This is a genomic window from Sinomonas sp. ASV486 (genome assembly GCF_030908215.1).
In the GTDB taxonomy this organism is placed as follows: Bacteria; Actinomycetota; Actinomycetes; order Actinomycetales; family Micrococcaceae; genus Sinomonas; species Sinomonas puerhi.
Genome location: NZ_JAVFJK010000006.1, coordinates 45,003 through 65,803, shown reverse-complemented (window position 1 = coordinate 65,803; position 20,801 = coordinate 45,003). Strand labels below are relative to the sequence as shown.

Below are 20,801 nucleotides of genomic sequence, written 5' to 3'. Positions count from 1 at the left end.
ATACGAAGTGTGCTGTTGCCTCAGCGTGCCTGAGCTGCGAGCTGACGACGCAGCTCGCCAAGCCGAGTCACCGTCGAGGCATCGAGCACCTCGTCGCCGACCGAAACGCGGACGCCGCCGACGAGCGACGGATCCAGGGTCGTGTTCATCTTGAGCTCGCGCCCGTAGAGGCCGTTGAGCCCCGCCTGCATCCGCTGGGTCTGCGCCTCCGAGAGGGGGCGCGCGACGGCGACGTCGGCGATCCAGCGCTTCTGGCGTCCGGCGGCGAGAGAAGCGAACTTCTCGACGAGGGCCGTTGGCTTGGCGCCGCGCGGAGCCGTCACTGCCTGCCCGATGAGAAGCTTCGCTTCCTCGGAGGCTCCCGGAACAAGGCGGAGCGCGAGTGCGCGCCTCGCCTCCTCCGGGGCCTGCTGGTCCGTTACGGCTGCCTGCACGTCATGGTTCGACTCGACCGTGCTGATGAAGGCGAACAGGTCGTTCTGGAGCTTCTCCAGTCCACCGTGGCCATCTGCACCGGCGCCCTGCTCGGCCACGGCGATCGCCACGGTCGAGGCAAGGGTCTCGAGTGCATCGCTGACATCGCGGGCATCGGCCCAGCGCGAGGCGGCCAGGCTGGCCGTGATCTCGACGGCGTCGAAGCTCGCCTTGCCGTCCAGCAGACCGTGCACGAGTGCCGACTTCTCCGCGCCCTCACGGGACGAATCGGTCAGCGCGCGGCGGAGGCCGGCGGAGCCGTCAAGGACACCCAGGATGCTGAAGAGCTCCCGTGCCAGCGACAGCGAGGCCGTGGGCAGTTTGGTCTCCAGGTCCGCCAGCGCGGCGGCCAGCGATTCGCTCGATGCTCTTGCCATTACTTCACCGCACCCGCGTTCTGGGTCTCGAGCTCCGCGAGGAAGCGATCGACCACGCGGGCAGATCGCGCATCATCGTCTAGTGACTCGCCGACGATGCGGCCCGCGAGCGTCGTGGCCAGCGTGCCGACCTCGGCGCGGAGCGAGGCGACAGCCTGCTGCCGCTCGGCCTCGATCTGGACGTGTGCCTGCTCGGTGATACGGGCTGCCTCAGCGGCGGCCTTCTCCTTGAGCTCCGCCAGGATCTGCGCGCCTTCGGCGCGGGCTTCCTCGCGGATGCGGTTGGCCTCGGCACGGGCGTCGGTGAGATGCTGCTTGTATTCCTCAAGGGCAGCGGATGCCTCCGCCTGGGCCTTCTCGGCCTTGGCGATGCCGCCCTCGATGGCCTCCGCGCGCTCGGCGAACGTCTTCTCGAACGCCGGAACGACGAACTGGACGACGATCCAGAGCAGGATGGCGAAGCCGACGGCGACGACCAGGATTTCCCACCAGTTGGGCATGAGCGGGTTCGCGCCCTCAGTGGCGGCACGAACAATGAACTGATGCATGTGGTGCACCCCTCCTCTCTACTCGGTTCTGGCTGAGTGTGCCTTGTGGGAAAAGGGTCAGAGCACGAAGGCGAACACGAGGCCGAGGATCGCGAGCGCCTCGGTCAGTGCGAGGCCAAGGAAGGCGATCGGCTGGAGCACGCGCTGCGCCTCCGGCTGGCGGGCGACGCCGTTGATGTAGGCCGCGAAGACGAGGCCCACACCGATGGCACCGCCAATGGCAGACAGACCGTACCCGACGAGGTTGATGTTGCCGGTCATTGTGTTCCTTTCAGGTTGCCCAAAGGGGCGATTTTCGTGTTCGGTTCATCCCCCTTCAGGGGGAATTCTCAGTGGGCGTCGGCGTGAAGCGCGCCCTGGATGTAGATCGCGGTCAGCAGGGTGAAGACATAGGCCTGCAGGACCATGATCAAGGCCTCGAGCATGTACATCGCCGTGGCGCCGGCAAGGACGAGGATCGAAGCTCCCTTGAGCAGGACGTTCTCCTGCTCGATGAGGAACGCGATGCCCGAGCCAGCGAGGGCGACGACGAGGTGCCCGGCGAGCATGGTCGCGAAGAGTCGGAGGCTGTGCGTCATCGGGCGGACGATGAAGTTCGAGATGATCTCGATCGGCACCACGATCGGCATGATGAACCACGGGACACCGGACGGGACGACCGTGAGCTTGATGAACTTCGGGCCGAACTTCTTGAGCCCAACCCCGATCCACGTGACGTACACGAGGCCAGCGAGGAAGTACGCGCCGCCCACGTGGGACATGGTGGGCAGCTGGAGGAACGGGATCGCGCCGTAGATGTTGTTCACCAGGATGAAGAAGAAGAGGGCGAACAGCAGGGGCACGAACTTCATGAAGTCGCGCCCGCCGATGATGTCCTTGCCGATCGAGTTGCGCACGAAGCCGTAGAGGTACTCCCCGGCGAACTGGAGCTTGCCCGGCACGAGCTGTCCCTTGCGGGACGCGGCGAGGAAGAACCAGGCGATGATGACGACGGACAGCAGGACCATGAGCATCTGCTTCGAGAAGCCGTCATGTTCGCCCCACGGGAAGATTGCCGGGAGGTGCATGTCCTCAAGAGTGGGCGGGGTGAAAGCGCCGGAGTCTTCGGCCGGAAGCGTGAGCGGGGTCAACGCGTTTCCTCTCTGCAGTGTCCATCATCGGGCAGATGCCGGGGCGAGTAGCTTTCGACCCCCACATGTGAAATTTTTGGGTGCTCCATCAGCGGCTGTCCTCGTCGGCGCGGTCCCCTGGGCCCTGAGGCTCGGCAGGACCCTTGGTGTGCGTCAGGAGCCCGTGCTTCATGGTCAGATAGATGCCGCCTGCAATCCCCACCAGTGCACCGACGAGCACGAGCCAGTGCGTTTTCAGGAGATTGTCCAGCCCCCACCCTATCAAACTCCAGACTACGATCCCGCCAATTACATAGCTGAAGACGGCCATTCCGGAGTTGTATCCGGAATCGCTCTCAGGCTTGCCGGCAGGCCCCTTCGGAGGGGTCTTCTCAGTCATGCGAATCGCCCTCCTCGGACGACGACGGGGCGTCGCCTCGGTCGGCCGAAGCCGCCGGTGCGTCGTCGAAGATCTGGAGCCTGAGCCTGCTGAAGGCGAAGACCTCGACCGCCTGCCACACGACAACCGTCACGATCCCGGACGCCCCGAACCACGGGCCGACAATCCACGCGGGCTTGCCGAGCCACAGCAGGAGCGCAGCGAACCCGAAGATCTTGATGGCATACACGACGGCGAAGACGCCGATCGCACCCGAGGGGTTGTTGCGGCCCGCGAGGTGGCCCGCAATGAGGCTCAGGGCGAAGAAGACGATGACGATTGCCGCCGAGAAGAGCACGCTGCCCCCGGCGCCAGCGCCGGTTGTGGCAAACGCCACGATCGCGAGGATTGCTGCGGCCCCCGCGGACGCCCCCGAGCACTGGGCTGCGAGGCGGAGCCACGGCGAGCCGTGGCTTGCGGAACCGCCGACGCCAGGACGGCCTGAGAAGCCGTGTGGATGCGTCATAGGGTCCATTTCATGCCAGATCGCCGGTGACCTGCTGCCAGGTCGCCGGCGTGGAGGGTGGGTGCATGCCTATTCTACACAGGATAGAACTCAAGCCCCGACCCGGTTCGCCCGGCGCCCCGGCGCCGTCGGGCGCCATTGTGCGAGCGCCACCAGGGCCTGGGCCATGAGCCACACGGCCCCGCAGGCTACGAGCGACAACCAGTACCACTCGGCTTTGGCCCACCCGGGGATGCCGACGAGCAAGAGAGCGATGGCCAGGGCGGCGAGCTTCATGAGCAGATCCGCGATGAGGGTCCTGCCGGTGAAGGGCAGGGTCGGCGCCGCGAAGTGGAGGATCACCACCGGCGCACCGCCGCACAGAACGGCGATGCCGAGCCCGAGGAAGGTCGAGTAGAGGAAGGCCACTCCCCCGTTGGCGAGCCCCGTGAAGCCCAACGCAGTCGCCGTGGCGAGACTCGCCACGAAGGGCAGGGTGAAGCGCGGGACCCACAGGCTCCAGTGCAGCCATGTGGGCCGCGACGATGGATTTCCCACCGTCTGCCGAACCCAGGGGTGCATCGTGAGGAACGCCACGGTGGGCAGGACAATGAGGTTGACGAGCGTGAGCGGCATCCACGGCACGAAGGCGTAGGCCGCACCCCCGAACGCGACGAACGCGGCCCAGACATACATCACGGCGACGGCCTGCCGATGGGTGTAGCCCAGGTCGAGGAGCTTGTGGTGGACGTGCTCCCGGTCCGGCGAGAAGGGCGAGCGTCCGCTCGTGGTGCGGCGCAGCACGGCGAGCACGAGGTCGAGGAACGGCAGGGACATGACCACGATCGGCAGGATCACCGGGAAGTAGGCCGGGATGCCCTCGGCGCGGTCGTAGAGTCCCGACCCGATCTGGCCGGTCGCGACCACGGCACCCGTGGCCATGAGCAGCCCGAGCAGCATCGACCCCGAATCACCCATGAAGATCTTCGCGGGGTTGACGTTGTGCGGCAGGAACCCCAGGCAGATGCCGATGAGCAATGCCATGAGGAGCGTCGCGAGGTCGGTGTAATTGGGCAGCAGCGCGTTGCGGTGAACCCAGTAGGCCGTGATGAAGAACGCGAGGCCGCCGATGGCCGCCACTCCTGCGGCGAGCCCGTCGAGGCCGTCGACGAAGTTGATCGCGTTGACCGTCAGCACGATGAGGAACATCGTGAGCCCGATCTGGAGCCACTCCTCGGTCACCGGGAGCGCCCCGAGAGGCAGGAAGGTCACACGGGGCCCCCACACTGCGACGATCGCGGCGGCCACGAGCTGGCCGCACAGCTTGACCCAGCTGTTGAGATCCACGATGTCGTCGATAGCGCCGACGACGACGATCACGCCTGCTCCCCACAGCACGGCCCACGGTTGGGCCGTCTCGACGAAGATCGACCGTAGCCAGAAGGTCTGCGAGGCCGCCGCGAAGGCCACCGCGAATCCGGCGAACATGGCGAGTCCACCGAGCCGCGGCACAGTTCGTGTGTGAACGTCGCGCTCGCGCACCGGGGAGACGATGCCGAGCCGGAGCGCTCCGGCCCGGACCACCCCGGTGGCAGCGTAGGTGACGACGGCGGCCAGCATGGCCACCAGGAGGTAGATGAACATGGCTCAGCAGGCCGCTTTCCCGGCGGTTCTGTTCCCGGACATGTCCGGGTGCTCGGTGAAGGCAGCGCGGTAGCCGCGGCGCCGTACCCGCGTCGGGACCAGCCGGTAGATCCCGCGCACCAGCATGTTCCGGACGAAGGTGAGTCCAGTGATATAGCCGGCGGCGAGCATGCGCCGCTGGAGGCGCAGCTCAGCGGTCAGCATGCGCTGGCCCCCGCGGCGCGCGTAGGCGCCGTCGCTCACGCGGTACAGCACGAGCGCATCGGGGACGTTGGCGCCGAGGCTGCCGCGGTGCAGCATGCGGGCCCACAGCCAGTAGTCCTCCATGTCCGGCACGCCCCGGTAGCCCCCGGCCGCAGAGACCGCCGATGCTCGGTACATGACGCTGGGATGGTTGAACGGCGTCCGGAACCCGAGCTGCGCCATGATCTCGCGGTGCGTGGCCGGAACGGGCCGGCTCGCGATCCGGTGGGACTCGTCGTCCCCGATCTCGGCGATCGCCGACCCGACGATGTCGTAGCCGGCAGCCATGAGGGCAAGCTGGCGCGCGAACCGCTCGGGGACGGAGACGTCGTCGGCGTCCATCCGGGCCACGACATCGTGGCGGCACTCCCGCAGGCCAGCATCGAGCGCATCGGCCAGTCCGACGCCTGCCGGAAGCCGGAGTACCTCAGCCGGGAAGCGTGCGTCACGCTCGGCATCCGCAAGGACAGCTTCGATGTCGGAGCTGACCGGGCCGTCCCGCACGATGACCACCTGTGCTGGCGGCACGGTCTGGTCAGCCGTGACGGACTCGAGCGCCCTGCGCACGCGGGTGGCGTCGTCGCCCGCGTAGACAGGAAGGAGGACGGAGAACCCGGGGTGGGCCGGGTCGTCGGAGGACCCGGCTGCCTCCGGGTCGGCGTGGGCCGCGCCGCGGGGCAGCCCGCCGACCCCAGCGAGCACCGCGTCATTCGCCCGCGGTGGGTGGGCGACGGCCTCCCGCAGCCCGAGGAGGCCGGATCTGAGGACGACGCCGGGCCGCGGGCTGCCGGCGACCATCCGACCCCAGCGGCGGAGGGTCGACCCGCCGTACAGCACCTTCTCGGCGGGCGCGAGCGCCTGCGATCGGAAGAACGTCCAGATCTTGTTGCGCACCTCGAACCGGAATCGCTCGCCGATATCGACCGTGAACGAATCGAAGATCTTCGTATGGTGCTCGACGACCGAATCGAGGCTTGCGAGCCCCAGCCGACGACGCGCGAGCCGGGCGGTGAATTCGAAGTCGTCGTTCCAGAGGAAGTAGTCCGCCACCGGAAGGCCGAGCGCGCGGACCGCGTCAGCGGAGACGAAGAGCGAGACGAACGACGCCGAGCGGACGACCCGCGCTCGGTGCGCGGCGGCGAATCGCCGGTCGACCGGCGAGGCATCCCACCTGTCGCGCATCGTGTTCATCGGGTGGTCACGACCGTCGGACCAGACAACTCGGCTCGCGATGAAGGCCGGCTTGTCCGTCTCGGTGCACGCGTCCCAGAGGCGCACGGCCTCAGCGAGCGCGGCCGGCCGGGGGACGGTGTCGTCGTCCATGACCCACAGGAGGTCCGGGCTGTGCTTCTCGAGCGCCGTGGCCATGCCCATGGTGAATCCGCCCGCACCGCCGGTGTTCTCGGCGAGGTGAACGAGATCAACCTCGAACGGCATCGTGAGCGAGGCGACATAGTCGGCCGAACCGTCGGTCGAGCCGTTGTCTACCACCACCAGGGCGTCCGGCAGTCGGTCGCCCGCGGCGATGGCTGCGAGGGACCGCGCAAGAAGCTCCCGCCGGTTGTAGCTGACCATGACAGCGACAACCCGAGTCGAGCGGGGATCAGTCACGCGGCTGCCCCTTGACGTTCTCGGGCTCGGTCGGCACTACCGGCTCGGCCGGCACCACGGGATCGCTCGGAGCGGGCTCGTCCTGGGCGGGCTCGTCCTGGGCGGCTTCGGCCTCGGCCTGTGCGGGCTCGACCCGGGCAGGCACCTCGGGCTCGGACTGCTCCTCAGGCTTCGCCAGCGTCAGCGGATCCTGGGCTGCCTCAGGCTCAGTCAGCGTCTCAGGCTCCTCGCCGAGTCCGAGGACGTCGGGCACGATCTCGCGGATCGCGTCGAGGCTCAGGGCGCCTTGGCGCACCACGCGCAGCCGCTCCCCCGTGCAGTCCACGATCGTCGAGGGGAGGCCTCCGGATTCCGCGGTCCCTTCGACGGGCCGGAAGCCCTCCTCGAGGTAGACCTCGACGCTCTCGGCCAGCTGCTCGCGGGCCTCGGAGGCTGTCTGCGCCGCCGCCTGGCCCGTGCGGTTGGCACTCGACACGGCAAGGGGGCCTGTGATCGTCAGGAGGGCCTGGGCAAGCTCGTCATCGGGAATGCGGAGGGCCACCGTTCCCTTCGTCTCGCCGAGATCCCAGGTCAGCGACGGCTGGGCGTGGAGGATGAGCGTGAGCGGGCCGGGCCAGAACTTCTCGGCGAGGGCGCGGCCCCCCGCGGGGACCTCGGTAGCGAGGCCGTCCATCGTCTGGAGCCTGGGGATGAGGACGGGCGGCGGCATCGACCTGCCACGGCCCTTGGCGGCCAGGAGCGTCGCGACCGCCTGGGCAGAGAACGCGTCGGCTGCGATGCCGTAGACCGTGTCGGTCGGTATCACGACGCACTGCTTCTGGGCGATCGCGCGCTGTGCATGGGCGAGGCCCTCGGCGCGCTGTAGCGGATCGGTGCAGTTGTACGTCGCGGTGGTCACGGCGTCCATTCTTCCACGGGCTCCGGTGTGCCCCTCGACGTTCAGGCGGCCCGGACTGCGCTCGTGGCGCGCGGGAGCCCGTTGAGGTCGTTGTGGCGCTGCACGTGGGTCCAGGACGGGCTCGCTCCCAGGATTTCGGCAATCCGCTCAGCCTGGACCTCGGCGTGCTCCATGACGAAGAAGCCTCCCGGGACCAGCAGCCGGGCGGCCGTCACGGCGGCGGCGAGAGGCAGCTCAAGACCGCCCTCCGCGCCCCCGTAGAGGGCCATCTGGGGATCGTGCAGAGCGGCTTCCGGTTCCCTCGGGACCATGTCCGGCGGGATGTACGGCGGGTTGGAGACGACTACGTCCACCGACCCGTCGAGTTCCCTGAACGCCGTCCGCAGGTCGCCGCGGACCAGGTGCACACGTCCTCCGGCCTCGGGAAGCGCGAGGTTCCGGGCAGCCCACGCGTGCGCAAGATCGGACAACTCGACAGCGTGCACGACGGCGCCCGGCGCCTCGTGCGCGATCGAGGCGGCGATGGCGCCGGATCCGGTGCCGAGGTCGACGACGACGGGACCCGTCTGGTGCAAGCGGGCGGCGCGGGGCGACCGGCCGGCGTCGTGCGCCGACTCACGATCCGACGGCGTCGCCGATCCCTGACCCGAGCCGGACCCTGACCCTGCAGGCTCCGGGGTGACGGCGTCCGGGAAAAGCTGGGCTATCCAGTCGAGCGCGACCTGCACAACCCCCTCCGTCTCGGGCCGCGGCACAAAGACACCCGGGCCCACCGCGAGGGCGAGTCGGCGGAAGTGCGCGGTCCCCGTGAGGTGCTGGAGCGGCACGCGGCGGGCGCGCTCGGCCACGAGGTCCCAGAATCCCTCTGGCACCCGGGCTCCGGTGATGGCGAGCGCCCTGAGGCGGCCGAGGCCACCGCCGCCGAGCCCCCCGCCGTCGGGCTGCCGGGCGAGCAGGTGCTCGGCGAGGAGCTCGGCGTCCACGCGCGGGCTCGGGACCCCGGCCTCGGCGAGGATGGCGGCAGCACGCCGCAGCGCCGCACCCAGGTCCTCGGGGTCACCCACCGGCCCCAATCCGGCCGACGGTGTGCTCATTCGCCGATCGCGTCGAGGCGGTGCTGCTCGTCCATCTCGATGCACGAGGTGATGACAGGGCCGAGATCGCCGTTCATGACGGCGTCGAGGTTGTACGCCTTGTACCCGGTGCGGTGGTCCGCGATGCGGTTCTCCGGGTAGTTGTACGTGCGGATGCGCTCGGAGCGGTCCATCGTGCGGACCTGGGACCTGCGGAGGTCGGCGTTCTCCGCGTCGATCTGCTCCTGCTGGTGCGCGAGGATGCGCGAGCGGAGCACACGCATCGCCGCTTCGCGGTTCTGCAGCTGCGACTTCTCGTTCTGCATCGCTACGACAATCCCCGTGGGGAGGTGGGTGATGCGCACAGCAGAGTCGGTCGTGTTGACGGACTGGCCGCCCGGGCCCGAGGAGCGGTAGACGTCGATCTTGAGGTCGTTCTGACTGATCTCGATCTCCTCCGGCTCGTCCACCTCGGGGAACACGAGCACGCCCGCGGCGGACGTGTGGATACGGCCCTGCGACTCCGTCACGGGCACGCGCTGGACGCGGTGCACACCGCCCTCGAACTTGAGGTGGGCGAACACACCCTCCGCCGGATCGTTGGAGGAGCCCTTGATCGCGACCTGGACGTCCTTGTAGCCGCCGAGGTCCGACTCGGTCGAGGAGAGGATCTCCGTCTTCCACCCCTTCGACTCCGCGTAGCGGGTGTACATCCTCAGGAGGTCGCCCGCGAAGAGGGCAGCCTCGTCGCCGCCCTCGCCACCCTTGACCTCGAGGATCACGTTGCGGGCGTCGTTGGGGTCGCGCGGGATGAGGAGTCGGCGCAGCTTCTCCTGTGCCTCCTCGTGTGCCGCGTCGAGGTCCGGGACCTCGGCCGCGAACTCGGGGTCCTCGGCGGCCATCTCGCGCGCGGCCTCGAGGTCGTCGCCGAGTGTCTTCCAGCGGTTGTACGCCTCGACGATCCCGTTCAGCTGGGCCGAACGACGTCCGAGCTTCCGCGCGAGCGCCTGGTCCTGGTAGACCGCGGGATCGCTCAGCTGCTTCTGGAGCTCGGCGTGCTCGTCCAGAAGTCCTTGCACGGACTCGAACATGTGGGGCCTTTCGTCAGGGGGTGGGTGTGTTCAACGAACGACGACGGCGGCCGGCGCCGGTGGTGTCCGGGGCCGGCCGCCGTGGGCGGGGCGCTAGTGCTTGTCGCTCTCCGACTTGGACGCGAGAGTCGTCTTCTGCACCTGCAGGAGGAACTCGACGTTCGAGCCCGTCTCGCGGATCTTCGACGTGAGCAGTTCGAGGGCCTGCTGCGTGTCGAGGCCCGAGAGGAGGCGGCGCAGGCGCCACATGATGCGGACCTCCTCCGGAGAGAGCAGGTTCTCCTCGCGGCGGGTACCGGACGCGTTGACGTCCACCGCCGGGAAGATGCGCTTGTCCGCGAGCTGGCGGGACAGGCGGAGCTCCATGTTGCCGGTGCCCTTGAACTCCTCGAAGATGACCTCGTCCATCTTGGACCCGGTCTCGACGAGCGCCGTGGCGAGGATCGTGAGCGAGCCGCCGTTCTCGATGTTGCGCGCCGCACCGAAGAAGCGCTTCGGCGGGTAGAGCGCGGCCGAGTCGACACCGCCGGAGAGGATGCGTCCCGACGCCGGCGCGGCGAGGTTGTACGCACGGCCGAGGCGGGTCATCGAATCGAGGAGCACGACGACGTCCATGCCCATCTCGACGAGCCGCTTGGCACGCTCGATGGCCAATTCGGCCACGGTCGTGTGGTCCTCGGCCGGACGGTCGAACGTCGAGGCGATGACCTCGCCCTTGACCGAGCGCTGCATGTCCGTGACCTCTTCAGGGCGCTCGTCCACGAGCACCATCATGAGGTGGACCTCAGGGTTGTTGATGGTGATCGCATTCGCGATGGACTGCAGGATCAGCGTCTTGCCGGCCTTCGGCGGCGAGACGATGAGGCCGCGCTGGCCCTTGCCGATCGGGGCCACGAGGTCGATCACGCGGGGGCCGATCTTCTTCGGGTCCGTCTCGAGGCGCAGGCGCTCGGAGGGGTACAGCGGTACGAGCTTGGTGAACTCGACGCGGCCCTTCATCTCCTCGGGGCTCTTGCCGTTGACGCTCGTGACGCGGACGAGGGCGTTGAACTTCTGGCGATTGCTGTGGCTCTGGCGGCCGCCGTGGCTCTGGCCCTGATTCTGGTTCTGGTTCTCCTCGCCGTCGCGGGGGGCGCGGATCGCACCGACTACGGCGTCACCCTTGCGCAGGCCGTACTTCTTGACCTGCGTCAGAGGGACGTAGACGTCATTCGGGCCCGGGAGGTAGCCGGACGTGCGGATGAAGGCGTAGTTCTCGAGGACGTCGAGGATGCCCGCCACGGGAAGCAGCACGTCGTCCTCGGTCACCTCGGTCTCGTCGACCTCTGGGCCGGCGTTGCGGCGTCCGCTCCGGTCGCGCATGCGCTCGTTGCGGTCGCGGAAGCGGTCGTTCCGGTTCCCCTGCTGGCCCTGAACGTCGTCACGGTCGCGGCCACGACGGTTCCGGCGCGAACGGCGCGAACCGCCGTCCTCGCCCTCGAACTCGTCGCGGCGCCGGTCCTGCTGACGGTCCTGGCGATCAGACTGCTGGCCGCCCTGGCGGTCCTGCTGGCGGTCTTGCTGGGTCCGGTCCCCACGTCGGTTCCGGCCCTCGCCGGGCTCGTCCTGGCGGGCGCCCTCAGCGGGGGCCTCGGTGGTGCCAACCGCTTGGCCGCGCTCGTGCGAGGGAGCCTCTGCGGCGTCCCCGTGGGGAGCCTGCGCCGTCTCGGCCGAGGCTTCGCCGGACTCGGGGCGGCGGTTGCGGGAGCGGGTGCGGCTCTGGCGCGTCCCGGACTCGGCCGGAGCCTCGGTGTGGGTCTCGGCCTGCGGCGCAGCAGGGGCCTGGGCGGCCTCCACCTGCGGGGCTGCCTCCTCGGCGGCCGGCGCGGCTCCGGGCGTCACGACGCCGTCGCTGCCGGCGCGACGCCGGGCCCGGCCGCGCGTGCGGGAAGGCGCCGCCCCGGTCTCCGAGGCCTCGTCGGCCGTTTCCGCAGTCCGTGCCGGCTGCGCCGTACGCGCCGCCTGCACAGTTGTGCCCGTCTCGGGGAGCGGAAGCTCGGCGGGCGTCTCGGTCGTGGTGGGAGCGGCCCGGCGCGCGGCCGGGCGGCCCACGGGCTCACCCTTCTGGTGGGCGGTGATCGCGGTAACAAGGTCGCCCTTGCGCATGCGGGATCCACCGGTGATGCCCAGCTGGGATGCCAAGGCCTGCAACTGCGCGAGCTTGAGGCCGGCGATTCCCTTGGACTCGGACGCGGAGGAGGCTTCCACTGCTGGGTTCAGCTCAGTGGTCTGTGTCACGGATGGTCCTTCCGGAGTCGAAACGCCGGCATTGCAGAGCCGGCGCATCGTGGTCGTGGCCGCCGACTGGAGCGGCGGCCAGGCTGTGGCCTGCGGGGCCTGATGGCCAGGCAGGGCCTGAGTAGTTCAGCCCGCCCCGAGCGTGCGAGGTCCTGAATCGTGTCTGGGCCTGCGTGCGGATCGACCGCAGGCAGCCAGACCGGCTGCAGCGCTGGAGGGGCGGCATCCCTGACGGAAAGCTGGACTGGGGTTGCGCAGCATGCCCTCACAGTGTGGCCTGAAGAATCACGAATGCGCAGAATCACCGGGTTCACCGTTGAAGAGATTCGCCGGGGAGATTCACCACTGAGCAGATTTACCGCTGATTTACCGTGGATGCACGTCCACTCTAGCACCTTCGCGGTCAACGGCGAGACGCAGCACGCGCCAGCGTGTCACAGACTCGCCGCCCTGCTCCGCATCGAACAGCCCCTCGGCCAGATACCCCGTGAAGCGTTCGACGGCGCCCTGCACCTCGTCCGCCTCCTCCTCGCCGTCCGCGAGGGCCAGAACCGTGGGGCCGGCACCCGAGACGACCGCCGCATGTCCCTCGGACCGCAGCTGCCCGATGAGACGCGCGCTCGGCTCCATGGCGCCCGAGCGGTAGCTCTGGTGGAGATAGTCCTCGGTGGCCGGCAGCAGCAGCGAGGGCTCCTTCGTCAGGGCGTGCACGAGCAGCGCGGCCCGGCCCGAGTTCGCCGCGGCCGCAGTGTGCGGAATCGACGAGGGGAGGAGGGAGCGCGCTAGCTCCGTCGAGAGCTCGAAGTCCGGAATCGCGACGATCGGCACCACACTGGGCGCCACCTCGGCGACCGCCGTGTGGAAGGCCTCGCCGTCCTGCCAGGACAGCGCGAGCGAACCGAAGATGGCCGGGGCCACGTTGTCGGGATGCCCTTCGATCTCGCTGCACAGCTGCAGTGCCCACGCGCGGTCGGGGCGGTCTTCCGGCTCGACGAGGGCAGCCGCCGCGAGCACCGCCGCCACCGTTGCGGAGGCTGACGAGCCGAGGCCGCGGCCATGCGGGCTCACGTTGTCCGCGGTGAGCGCGAGCCCCGAGCGCGCGTAGCCGAGGCGGGCCAGCGCGGCGTCGAGCGTCCGGACCACGAGATGGCTCCCGTCGCGCGGGAGCGTGTCGGCGCCCTCACCGGCGAGATCGAACGAGAGCGCGCCGTCGTCGGTCGTCTCGACGGTCACCGTGTCATACAGGGCGAGGGCGAGGCCGAGGCTGTCATAGCCGGGACCGAGGTTGGCGCTGGTCGCCGGGACGCGCACCGTGACGCGCTGTCCCGGCGCCACGGGGCGCAGTGCTGTCCCGACGCGCGGCTCGCTCGAAGCTGTCATCAGGCGCCGGACTCCAGCCCCAGTGCGTCCGCGACACTCACGACGTCGTTGCTCACCTTGACGGGAACGACCTCGCCGCCGTCGGCGGTGCGGAGGGCCCACTGCGGGTCCTTGAGGCCATGGCCGGTGACGGTGCACACGATCGTCTTGCCAGTGGGGACCCTGCCGCCCTCGTGCATCTTTATCAGGCCAGCGACGGACGCGGCCGAGCCCGGCTCAACGAACACGCCCTCCTTCGCGGACAGCCAGCGGTGCGCGGCGAGGATCTCGCCGTCCGTCACGGCGTCGATGAGCCCGCCGGACTCGTCGCGCGCGGCGACGGCCGTGTCCCACGAGGCCGGGTTGCCGATCCGGATCGCGGTCGCGATCGTCTCGGGGTGAGTGATGGGGTGCCCGGCGACGAAGGGGGCAGCGCCGGCCGCCTGGAAGCCCCACATGACCGGGAGCTTCGTGGAGACAGCGGGCAGCGTGCGCTCGTGGGCGGCGTCGTGCTCCGCGCCGTCCTGGCTGTCCTTGCCGTCCGCACCGAACGAGTAGGTCGTCTCCGTCGCGTACTCCTTGTAGCCCTTCCAGTACGCGGAGATGTTGCCGGCGTTCCCGACGGGCAGCACATGGATGTCCGGGGCGTCGCCGAGGGCGTCGACGATCTCGAAGGCCGCCGTCTTCTGGCCCTGGATACGCGCCGGGTTGACGGAGTTGACGAGGAAGACCGGGTACGAGTCGGAGAGCTTCCGCGCGATCTCGAGGCAGTCGTCGAAGTTGCCGTCCACCTGCAGCAGGGTGGCGCCGTGCGCGATGGCCTGGCTGAGCTTCCCCATGGCGATCTTGCCCTCTGGCACGAGGACGGCGCACGCAAGGCCCGCGGACGTCGCATAGGCGGCGGCAGACGCGGATGTGTTGCCCGTCGAGGCGCACACCACGGCCTTCGCCCCGGCCTGGACCGCGGCGGTCATCGCCATGGTCATGCCGCGGTCCTTGAAGGACCCGGTCGGGTTCATGCCCTCGACCTTGAGGTAGACGGTCGAGCCCGTCAGCTCGGAGAGCTTCTGTGCGTGAACGAGCGGGGTGCCGCCCTCCCCGAGCGTGATGACACGCGTGGACTCGGTGACGGGCAGGCGGTCTGCATACTCGCGGATGACTCCGCGCCACTGGTGGGCCACTAGATTCCTTCGACTCTCAGGACGCTCGTCACGGATTCGACGACGTCGAGGTTCTTGATGTCGGCCACGGTCGCCGCGAGCGCGGCCTCCGAGGCCCGGTGGGTCACAAAGCGCAGCTCTGCTCGGCCGGCACCGGGGGTGCCCTCCTCGGCTGCGGAGAGGACATCGCCGCGGCCGATCTTCTGCTCCAGCTTCTGCCGCATCGTCTCGATCGAGACGCCGTGGTCCGCGAACACCTGAGCGACACGCGAAAGCACGCCGGGCTCGTCGGCGACCTCGAGCCCGATGCTGTAGCTCGTGGTGACGGACTCGAGGCCCACGATCGGCAGGGTGCGGGTGGTTCCGGCGCGGCCCGGGGAGCCCGCGATGATGCGGCGTGCGGTCGTGACGACGTCGCCCATGATGGCCGACGCCGTCGGAGCACCTCCCGCGCCCGCGCCGTAGAACATGAGGGCGCCGGCATTCTCTGCCTCGACGAAGACGGCGTTGTAGGCGCCGCGCACGGCCGCGAGCGGGTGTTTGGCCGGCAGGAGCGTCGGGTGGACGCGCACGCTCACCCCGTCGCCCGCGGCGCCGGCCGGAACAAGCTCGGCGATGGCGAGGAGCTTGATGGTCATCCCGGCGTCCTGGGCGGCGGCGATGTCCGAGGCGGTGACGCCCGTGATGCCCTCGCAGCGCACATCCTCGAGCGTCACCCGCGTGTGGAACGCGAGCGAGGCGAGGATCGCAGCCTTCGCCGCGGCGTCGAGCCCCTCGACGTCCGCCGTCGGATCTGCCTCCGCGTAGCCGAGCCGCTGGGCCTCGGCGAGGACGTCCTCGAACTGCGCGCCCGTCGTGTCCATCGCGTCCAGGATGAAGTTGGTGGTGCCGTTGACGATTCCCAGCACGCGGGTGATGCGGTCGCCCGAGAGGCTCTCACGGATCGGCCGGATGATGGGGATCGCACCCGCCACAGCGGCCTCGAAGTTGAGCTCGGCGCCGTGCGCGTCCGCCTCGTCGAACAGCGTTGCGCCGTCCTGGGCGAGCAGGGCCTTGTTGCCCGTCACGACGGAGGCACCGCGGCGCAGGGCCGCGATGATGTGCGTACGCGCCGGCTCGATGCCGCCCATGAGCTCGATCACGAGGTCCGCGGACGCCACGAGGGACTCTGCGTCCGTCGTGTAGAGCTCACGCGGCAGCTCGACGTCACGGGGCGCATCGACGTTGCGCACCGCGATCCCGACCAGCTCGAGCCGTGCGCCCGCCCGGGCGGCCAGCGCCTCGGCGTCGTCGAGGAGGATCCTCGCCACCTGGGATCCGACCGTCCCGCCGCCCAGCAGTGCAACCCTCAGCACACGGGGCGCCTCGGTGAGGGTGCTGCCCTCGGCCATCGCCCGCGTGACCGTGTCCGCCGCTTCCGTCATCGTCTCTCCCTCTGTCTCTTCGCTCACTGTCTCGTCCCTCACGGGCTACACGCCCATGTCGCGGGAGAGCAGGTCGTCTTCGGTCTCTCCACGGACGATCCAGCGGGCCGCGCCGTCCCGGACGGCCAGAACGCCGGGCCGGGCAAGGTAGTTGTAGTTGCTCGAGAGCGCCCAGCAGTACGCGCCGGTGCCCGGGACCGCCAGCAGATCGCCCGCTCGCACATCCGAGGGAAGGTAGGCGTCGCGGACCACGATATCGCCGCTCTCGCAGTGCTTGCCGACCACGCGCGTGAGCTGCGCCGCGGCGTGCGAGGTCCGGTTCGCGAGGACCACCGAGTAGTCGGCGTCATACAGGACGGGGCGGGCGTTGTCGCTCATGCCGCCGTCAACCGAGATGTAGCGCCGCACGGCGGTCAGGCCCGGCGTCGCACCGTCCGGTGCATCGACGACTGGCACATCAACGACTGGCACATCAACGACTACGTCTTTGACCGTCCCGACCTCGTACAGCGTGAACGTCGTCGAACCCACGATCGCGCGGCCGGGCTCGATCGAGATCCGCGGCGGGGTTATTCCGTGCCGCGCGCACGCGTCGCGCACGACGGCGGCGAGCGCCGTCGCGATCTCGGCCGGCGGTCGTGGCGCGTCCCCCGGCACATAGGCGATGCCGTAGCCGCCGCCGAGGTCCATCTCGGGCAGCCCGACCCCGTAGGCCTCCCGCATGGCGGCGACGAATGAGATGAGCCGCAGGGCCGCGGCCTCGAAGCCCTCGGGCTCGAAGATCTGCGAGCCGATGTGGCAATGGACGCCAAGGAGCTCGATGCTGTCGTGGCCCGCGGCCGCCGCGACGGCCTCCTCGGCCATGCTCGCTGTGCCAGCCCCAGTCTCGCCATCGAAGCCCGAGCCGCTGAACCCTGTACCTGCGGTGCCCGGCGCCATCGAGAGGCCGAACTTCTGGTCCTCGTGCGCGGTCGCGATGAACTCGTGCGTGTGGGCGTGGATGCCCGGGGTCAGCCGGAGCATGACCTTGGCACGCGCTGCCTCGGTGCCATCCACGGCCCCGGGGGTGTCCGTGCCGCGTTCGGCGGCGATGCGCGCCACGCGCTCGAGCTCGTCGAGGCTGTCCACGATGATCCTGCCCACACCGTAGTCGAGCGCGCGTCGGATCTCGGCGTCGGACTTGTTGTTCCCGTGCAGTCCGATGAGCTCGCCCGGCGTCCCGGCACGCTCCGCGACGGCGAGCTCGCCGCCGGAGGCCGTGTCGAGCCGCAGCCCCTCCTCGCGCACCCAGGTCGCGACGGCCGTGCACAGGAACGACTTGCCGGCGTAGTAGACGTCCACTCCCCCGCAGATGTCCGCGAACGCGGCATCGAAGGCGGTCTTGAAGGCACGTGCGCGGGCCCGGAAGTCCGGCTCGCTCAGGACGAACACCGGCGAGCCGTACGCGGACTTGATGTCGCCGACGCCCAGGCCTCCGACCGCCAGTTCCCCGGAGGCGACGCCGCCGCCGGGGCGCCGCGCGACGTCGTGCGCCCAGAGCTCCGGCACCAGCCTGTTGAGGTCCGCGGGGACGGCGAGCCACTCGGGGGCGAGCGGCGACGCCCCCTCTGAAGTCAGGTCTGCCACTGGCTACATCCTCTCCGGTGCGGAGACGCCGAGCAGGTCCAGCCCGTTCGCGAGGACCTGGCTCGTGGCGTCGTTGAGCCACAGACGCGTCCGGTTGAGGTCGGTGACCTCCTCGTCGCCCTGCGGGGAGATGCGGCAGTTGTCGTACCACGAGTGGTAGGCGCTCGCGATCGTCTCGAGGTGGCGGGCCACCCGGTGCGGCTCGCGGAACTCGGCGGCCTTCGCGACGATCGAGGGGTACGCGGCGAGATGCGCGAGGAGGTCGTTCTCCGTGGCGTGGGTCAGGAGCGCGCCGTCGAACGTGTCATGACCGTCGACCGTGCGGAAGACGCCGGCGGCGTCCGCGTTCCTCGCGGCTCCACGGGAGCGCGCGTGCGCGTACTGGACGTAGAACACGGGGTTCTCGTTGGAGTTCTTCTTGAGCAGCTCAGGGTCGAGCGTGAGCGGCGAGTCGGCGGGGTACCGCGCGAGCGAATACCGGACCGCGTCCTTGCCGAGCCAGTCGATGAGGTCCTTGAGCTCGATGATGTTCCCGGCGCGCTTGGACAGCTTTGCGCCGTTGACAGAGACGAGCTGGCCGATGAGGATCTCGATGTTCGCCTCGGGATCGTCGCCCGCGCACGCGGCGATCGCCTTGAGGCGGTTGACGTAGCCGTGGTGATCGGCGCCGAGCAGGTAGACCTTCTCGGTGAAGCCGCGGTCCTTCTTGGAGAGGTAGTACGCCGCATCAGCGGCGAAGTAGGTCGGCTCGCCGTTGGCCCGGATGAGGACGCGGTCCTTGTCGTCGTCGAAATCGGTGGTGCGCAGCCACACGGCACCCTCGGAGTCGAAGACGTGACCCTGCTCGCGCAGACGCTTGACCGCCGTCTCGATCGCGCCGGACTCGTGGAGCCCCTGCCTCTCGGAGAAGTAGACGTCGAACGTCACCCCGAAGGCGGCGAGGGTGTCCTTGATGTCCTTCATCTGCGCCGTGTAGGCGGCCTCGCGCACGATCGGCAGCGCGGCCTCGTCGGTGAGCTCGCGCACGTCGGGGTGTTCGGTGAGCACCTCGTGGCCCAGATCCACGATGTACTGCCCCGGGTAGCCGCCGTCCGGCACGTCGCGGCCGTGAAGGCGCGCGAGGACCGAGTTCCCGAAGGTGTTCATCTGATTGCCGGCGTCATTGATGTAGTACTCACGGGTGACATCGGCGCCTGAGGCCTTGAGCACGCGTGCGATCGAATCGCCGAGCGCGGCCCAGCGCGTGTGGCCGATGTGCAGCGGTCCGGTCGGGTTCGCGGAGACGAACTCCATGTTGACCACATGGCCCGCGAGCGCATCGGTGGTCCCGTACGCGGCGCCGGCCTCGACGATGGCCTTGGCGAGCGCGCCGGCCGCGGCGGCGTCGAGGGTGATGTTGAGGAAGCCGGGGCCGGCGACCTCGACCGCTGCGACGCCGTCCATCGACGCCAGACGTGCCGCGAGGACCTCGGCGAACTGGCGCGGGGCCATGCCGGCCTGCTTGCCGAGCTGCAGCGCGATGTTCGTGGCCCAGTCACCGTGCTCCCTGTTCTTGGGCCGCTCCACGCGGATTCCGTCCGGCACGTCCACGATGATCTCGCCGGCGCGCACGGCGTCGGCGAGACAGGCGGAAATGGCGGTGGAAAGTTCTTCGGGAGTCACGCGCCCTAGCCTACCGGCGGCGCGGCGTCGGGCTGAAACCGCGGACGCTCTGCGAACTCGACGACACGGGGCTGCTCGTCGATGAAATGCGGCCTGCAGATGACCCATCCGGAGACTCCCAGGACCACGAGCGTGGCCGCGAGGAAACCGAACATCGCGGTCCACCCTCCGGTGGCCTCGTGCAGGAGCCCCGCCACGAGGGGTCCCGCGCACGCGATCGTGTACGCGATGCCCTGGGCGAAGCCGGAGACAGCCCCGGAGGCCTGATGCGTTCGGGTGCGCAGGTTGACCAGGACCAGGGCGAGGGGGAACGTCGTGGGGCCGAGGCCTGCGAGGCTCACCCACACCCACGTCGCCGTGCCGGGCGCGAGCCACAGCCCGAGGTACCCGCCCACGAAGCACGCGAGTCCGAAGACGACGAGGGGAAACGGGTTGCGCAGACGCCCTGCCAGCACCGGGACGAAGAGGCTCGTCGGGAGGCCTAGACCGGCGAACAGTGCAAGCTGGAAGCCGGCCGCGCCCGCACTGAGGCCGGCCTCGGAGACGATCGTGGGGAGCCACGCGAACATCGTGTACGTGTTCAGGGAGGTGCAGCCGAAGAGCAGGGCCAGCGCCCAGGCCGCGGGAGAACGCCAGGGCCGGACAACGACGCGTGGTGCGTCCGCGGCGTCGCGCGCAGCTTGCGCCGCTGCCGCCCCCATGCCACCGCGCCCGCGGGGCGGCCACACGCGAAGCCAGGGAAGGATCGCGAGCACGTTGATCGCGGCCCACCAGCCGATCGATGTACGCCACCCTGCCGCTTCGGCCACGGGGACGGCGAGAAGCGGCGGCACGGCGGTGCCCAGGCTCACGACCGTCACATACAGAGCGGTGACGAGGCCGACGCGGTCCGGGAAGTACTTCTTCACCATCGGCGGGAGCACCACGTTGCCCACGCCCATGCCCGCGAGCGCGAGGATCGAGCCGGCGAAGAACAGTCCGGTCTCCCCCGATCCGGCCCGCAGGATCTGTCCGGCGCCCGAGACCGCCATCGCGGCCACCGCGATCGCCTCGACGCTCCACGCCCGCATGATGAGGGGCGTGAGGAGGCCAGCAACTCCGAAGAGGGCCGTCGGGACCATGCCGAGCAGGCCCAGGAGCCACGGCGGGAGGATCTCCCCGCCGATCAGCGGCGTCAGTGGGGGCACGCTCGTCACGGCGGTGCGGAGGGTGAAGGCGACGAGGAGGACGCCGGCCATCACGAGCAGGCGGCCACGCCATGGGCGAGCTGCTGCATCCCTCACGCGCTTCTGGTTCACGAGCCGACGGTATACCGGAAGGCGGCGCGCCCGGTAAGCGCGT

General features: G+C 69.7%; 18 protein-coding genes. All 18 read right to left on the bottom strand.

The features are described 5' to 3' along the window. Positions 1 to 20: 20 nt before the first annotated feature. Positions 21 to 851: a F0F1 ATP synthase subunit delta gene (locus RBS60_RS10105; protein WP_307957432.1), complete on the bottom strand. Its 831-nt coding sequence runs from the start codon at positions 849 to 851 to the stop codon at positions 21 to 23. Then, positions 851 to 1,399, bottom strand: a complete 549-nt coding sequence (locus RBS60_RS10100) for a F0F1 ATP synthase subunit B (protein WP_307957431.1) — start codon at positions 1,397 to 1,399, stop codon at positions 851 to 853. Before RBS60_RS10100 ends, RBS60_RS10105 begins: the two co-directional genes overlap by 1 nt. Before the next feature lie 57 nt (positions 1,400 to 1,456). Beyond that, on the bottom strand, positions 1,457 to 1,660 hold the full coding sequence (gene atpE / locus RBS60_RS10095) for an ATP synthase F0 subunit C (protein WP_307957430.1): 204 nt from the start codon (positions 1,658 to 1,660) through the stop codon (positions 1,457 to 1,459). 68 nt (positions 1,661 to 1,728) lie between these two features. After that, entirely contained in the window at positions 1,729 to 2,529 is an 801-nt protein-coding gene (gene atpB / locus RBS60_RS10090) for a F0F1 ATP synthase subunit A (RefSeq protein ID WP_307957429.1), read from the bottom strand. An 88-nt stretch (positions 2,530 to 2,617) separates the two neighbouring features. Then, entirely contained in the window at positions 2,618 to 2,908 is a 291-nt protein-coding gene (locus RBS60_RS10085) for an AtpZ/AtpI family protein (RefSeq protein ID WP_307957428.1), read from the bottom strand. Continuing rightward, on the bottom strand, positions 2,901 to 3,413 hold the full coding sequence (locus RBS60_RS10080; RefSeq protein WP_307957427.1) for a hypothetical protein: 513 nt from the start codon (positions 3,411 to 3,413) through the stop codon (positions 2,901 to 2,903). The genes RBS60_RS10085 and RBS60_RS10080 overlap by 8 nt, the downstream gene beginning before the upstream one ends. Positions 3,414 to 3,503: 90 nt before the next feature. Beyond that, positions 3,504 to 5,036, bottom strand: coding sequence for an MraY family glycosyltransferase (locus tag RBS60_RS10075; protein WP_307957426.1), 1,533 nt, complete (start codon positions 5,034 to 5,036; stop codon positions 3,504 to 3,506). Positions 5,037 to 5,039: 3 nt separating this feature from the next. Further along, entirely contained in the window at positions 5,040 to 6,890 is a 1,851-nt protein-coding gene (locus RBS60_RS10070) for a glycosyltransferase (protein ID WP_307957425.1), read from the bottom strand. After that, positions 6,883 to 7,788: an L-threonylcarbamoyladenylate synthase gene (locus tag RBS60_RS10065; RefSeq protein ID WP_374049263.1), complete on the bottom strand. Its 906-nt coding sequence runs from the start codon at positions 7,786 to 7,788 to the stop codon at positions 6,883 to 6,885. The genes RBS60_RS10070 and RBS60_RS10065 overlap by 8 nt, the downstream gene beginning before the upstream one ends. 41 nt (positions 7,789 to 7,829) lie before the next feature. Further along, positions 7,830 to 8,882: a HemK/PrmC family methyltransferase gene (locus RBS60_RS10060; protein ID WP_307957423.1), complete on the bottom strand. Its 1,053-nt coding sequence runs from the start codon at positions 8,880 to 8,882 to the stop codon at positions 7,830 to 7,832. Next, entirely contained in the window at positions 8,879 to 9,952 is a 1,074-nt protein-coding gene (prfA, locus tag RBS60_RS10055) for a peptide chain release factor 1 (protein ID WP_307957422.1), read from the bottom strand. The genes RBS60_RS10060 and prfA overlap by 4 nt, the downstream gene beginning before the upstream one ends. Positions 9,953 to 10,045: 93 nt before the next feature. Further along, on the bottom strand, positions 10,046 to 12,229 hold the full coding sequence (gene rho / locus RBS60_RS10050; RefSeq protein WP_307957421.1) for a transcription termination factor Rho: 2,184 nt from the start codon (positions 12,227 to 12,229) through the stop codon (positions 10,046 to 10,048). A 366-nt stretch (positions 12,230 to 12,595) separates the two neighbouring features. After that, positions 12,596 to 13,609: a homoserine kinase gene (thrB, locus tag RBS60_RS10045; RefSeq protein ID WP_307957420.1), complete on the bottom strand. Its 1,014-nt coding sequence runs from the start codon at positions 13,607 to 13,609 to the stop codon at positions 12,596 to 12,598. Beyond that, on the bottom strand, positions 13,609 to 14,769 hold the full coding sequence (thrC, locus tag RBS60_RS10040) for a threonine synthase (RefSeq protein ID WP_307957419.1): 1,161 nt from the start codon (positions 14,767 to 14,769) through the stop codon (positions 13,609 to 13,611). Before thrC ends, thrB begins: the two co-directional genes overlap by 1 nt. Further along, positions 14,769 to 16,139 (bottom strand): homoserine dehydrogenase, encoded by a 1,371-nt coding sequence (locus RBS60_RS10035; protein ID WP_307957629.1) that lies wholly within the window; start codon positions 16,137 to 16,139, stop codon positions 14,769 to 14,771. Before RBS60_RS10035 ends, thrC begins: the two co-directional genes overlap by 1 nt. Before the next feature lie 78 nt (positions 16,140 to 16,217). Beyond that, positions 16,218 to 17,789, bottom strand: a complete 1,572-nt coding sequence (locus RBS60_RS10030) for a diaminopimelate decarboxylase (RefSeq protein ID WP_307957628.1) — start codon at positions 17,787 to 17,789, stop codon at positions 16,218 to 16,220. 12 nt (positions 17,790 to 17,801) lie between these two features. Next, positions 17,802 to 19,460 carry an arginine--tRNA ligase gene (gene argS, locus RBS60_RS10025; RefSeq protein WP_307957418.1) on the bottom strand — a complete coding sequence of 553 codons (1,659 nt, stop codon included), beginning with the start codon at positions 19,458 to 19,460 and terminating at the stop codon, positions 17,802 to 17,804. Between the two features lie 5 nt (positions 19,461 to 19,465). Next, positions 19,466 to 20,758 (bottom strand): MFS transporter, encoded by a 1,293-nt coding sequence (locus tag RBS60_RS10020; RefSeq protein ID WP_307957417.1) that lies wholly within the window; start codon positions 20,756 to 20,758, stop codon positions 19,466 to 19,468. Positions 20,759 to 20,801 lie beyond the last annotated feature (43 nt).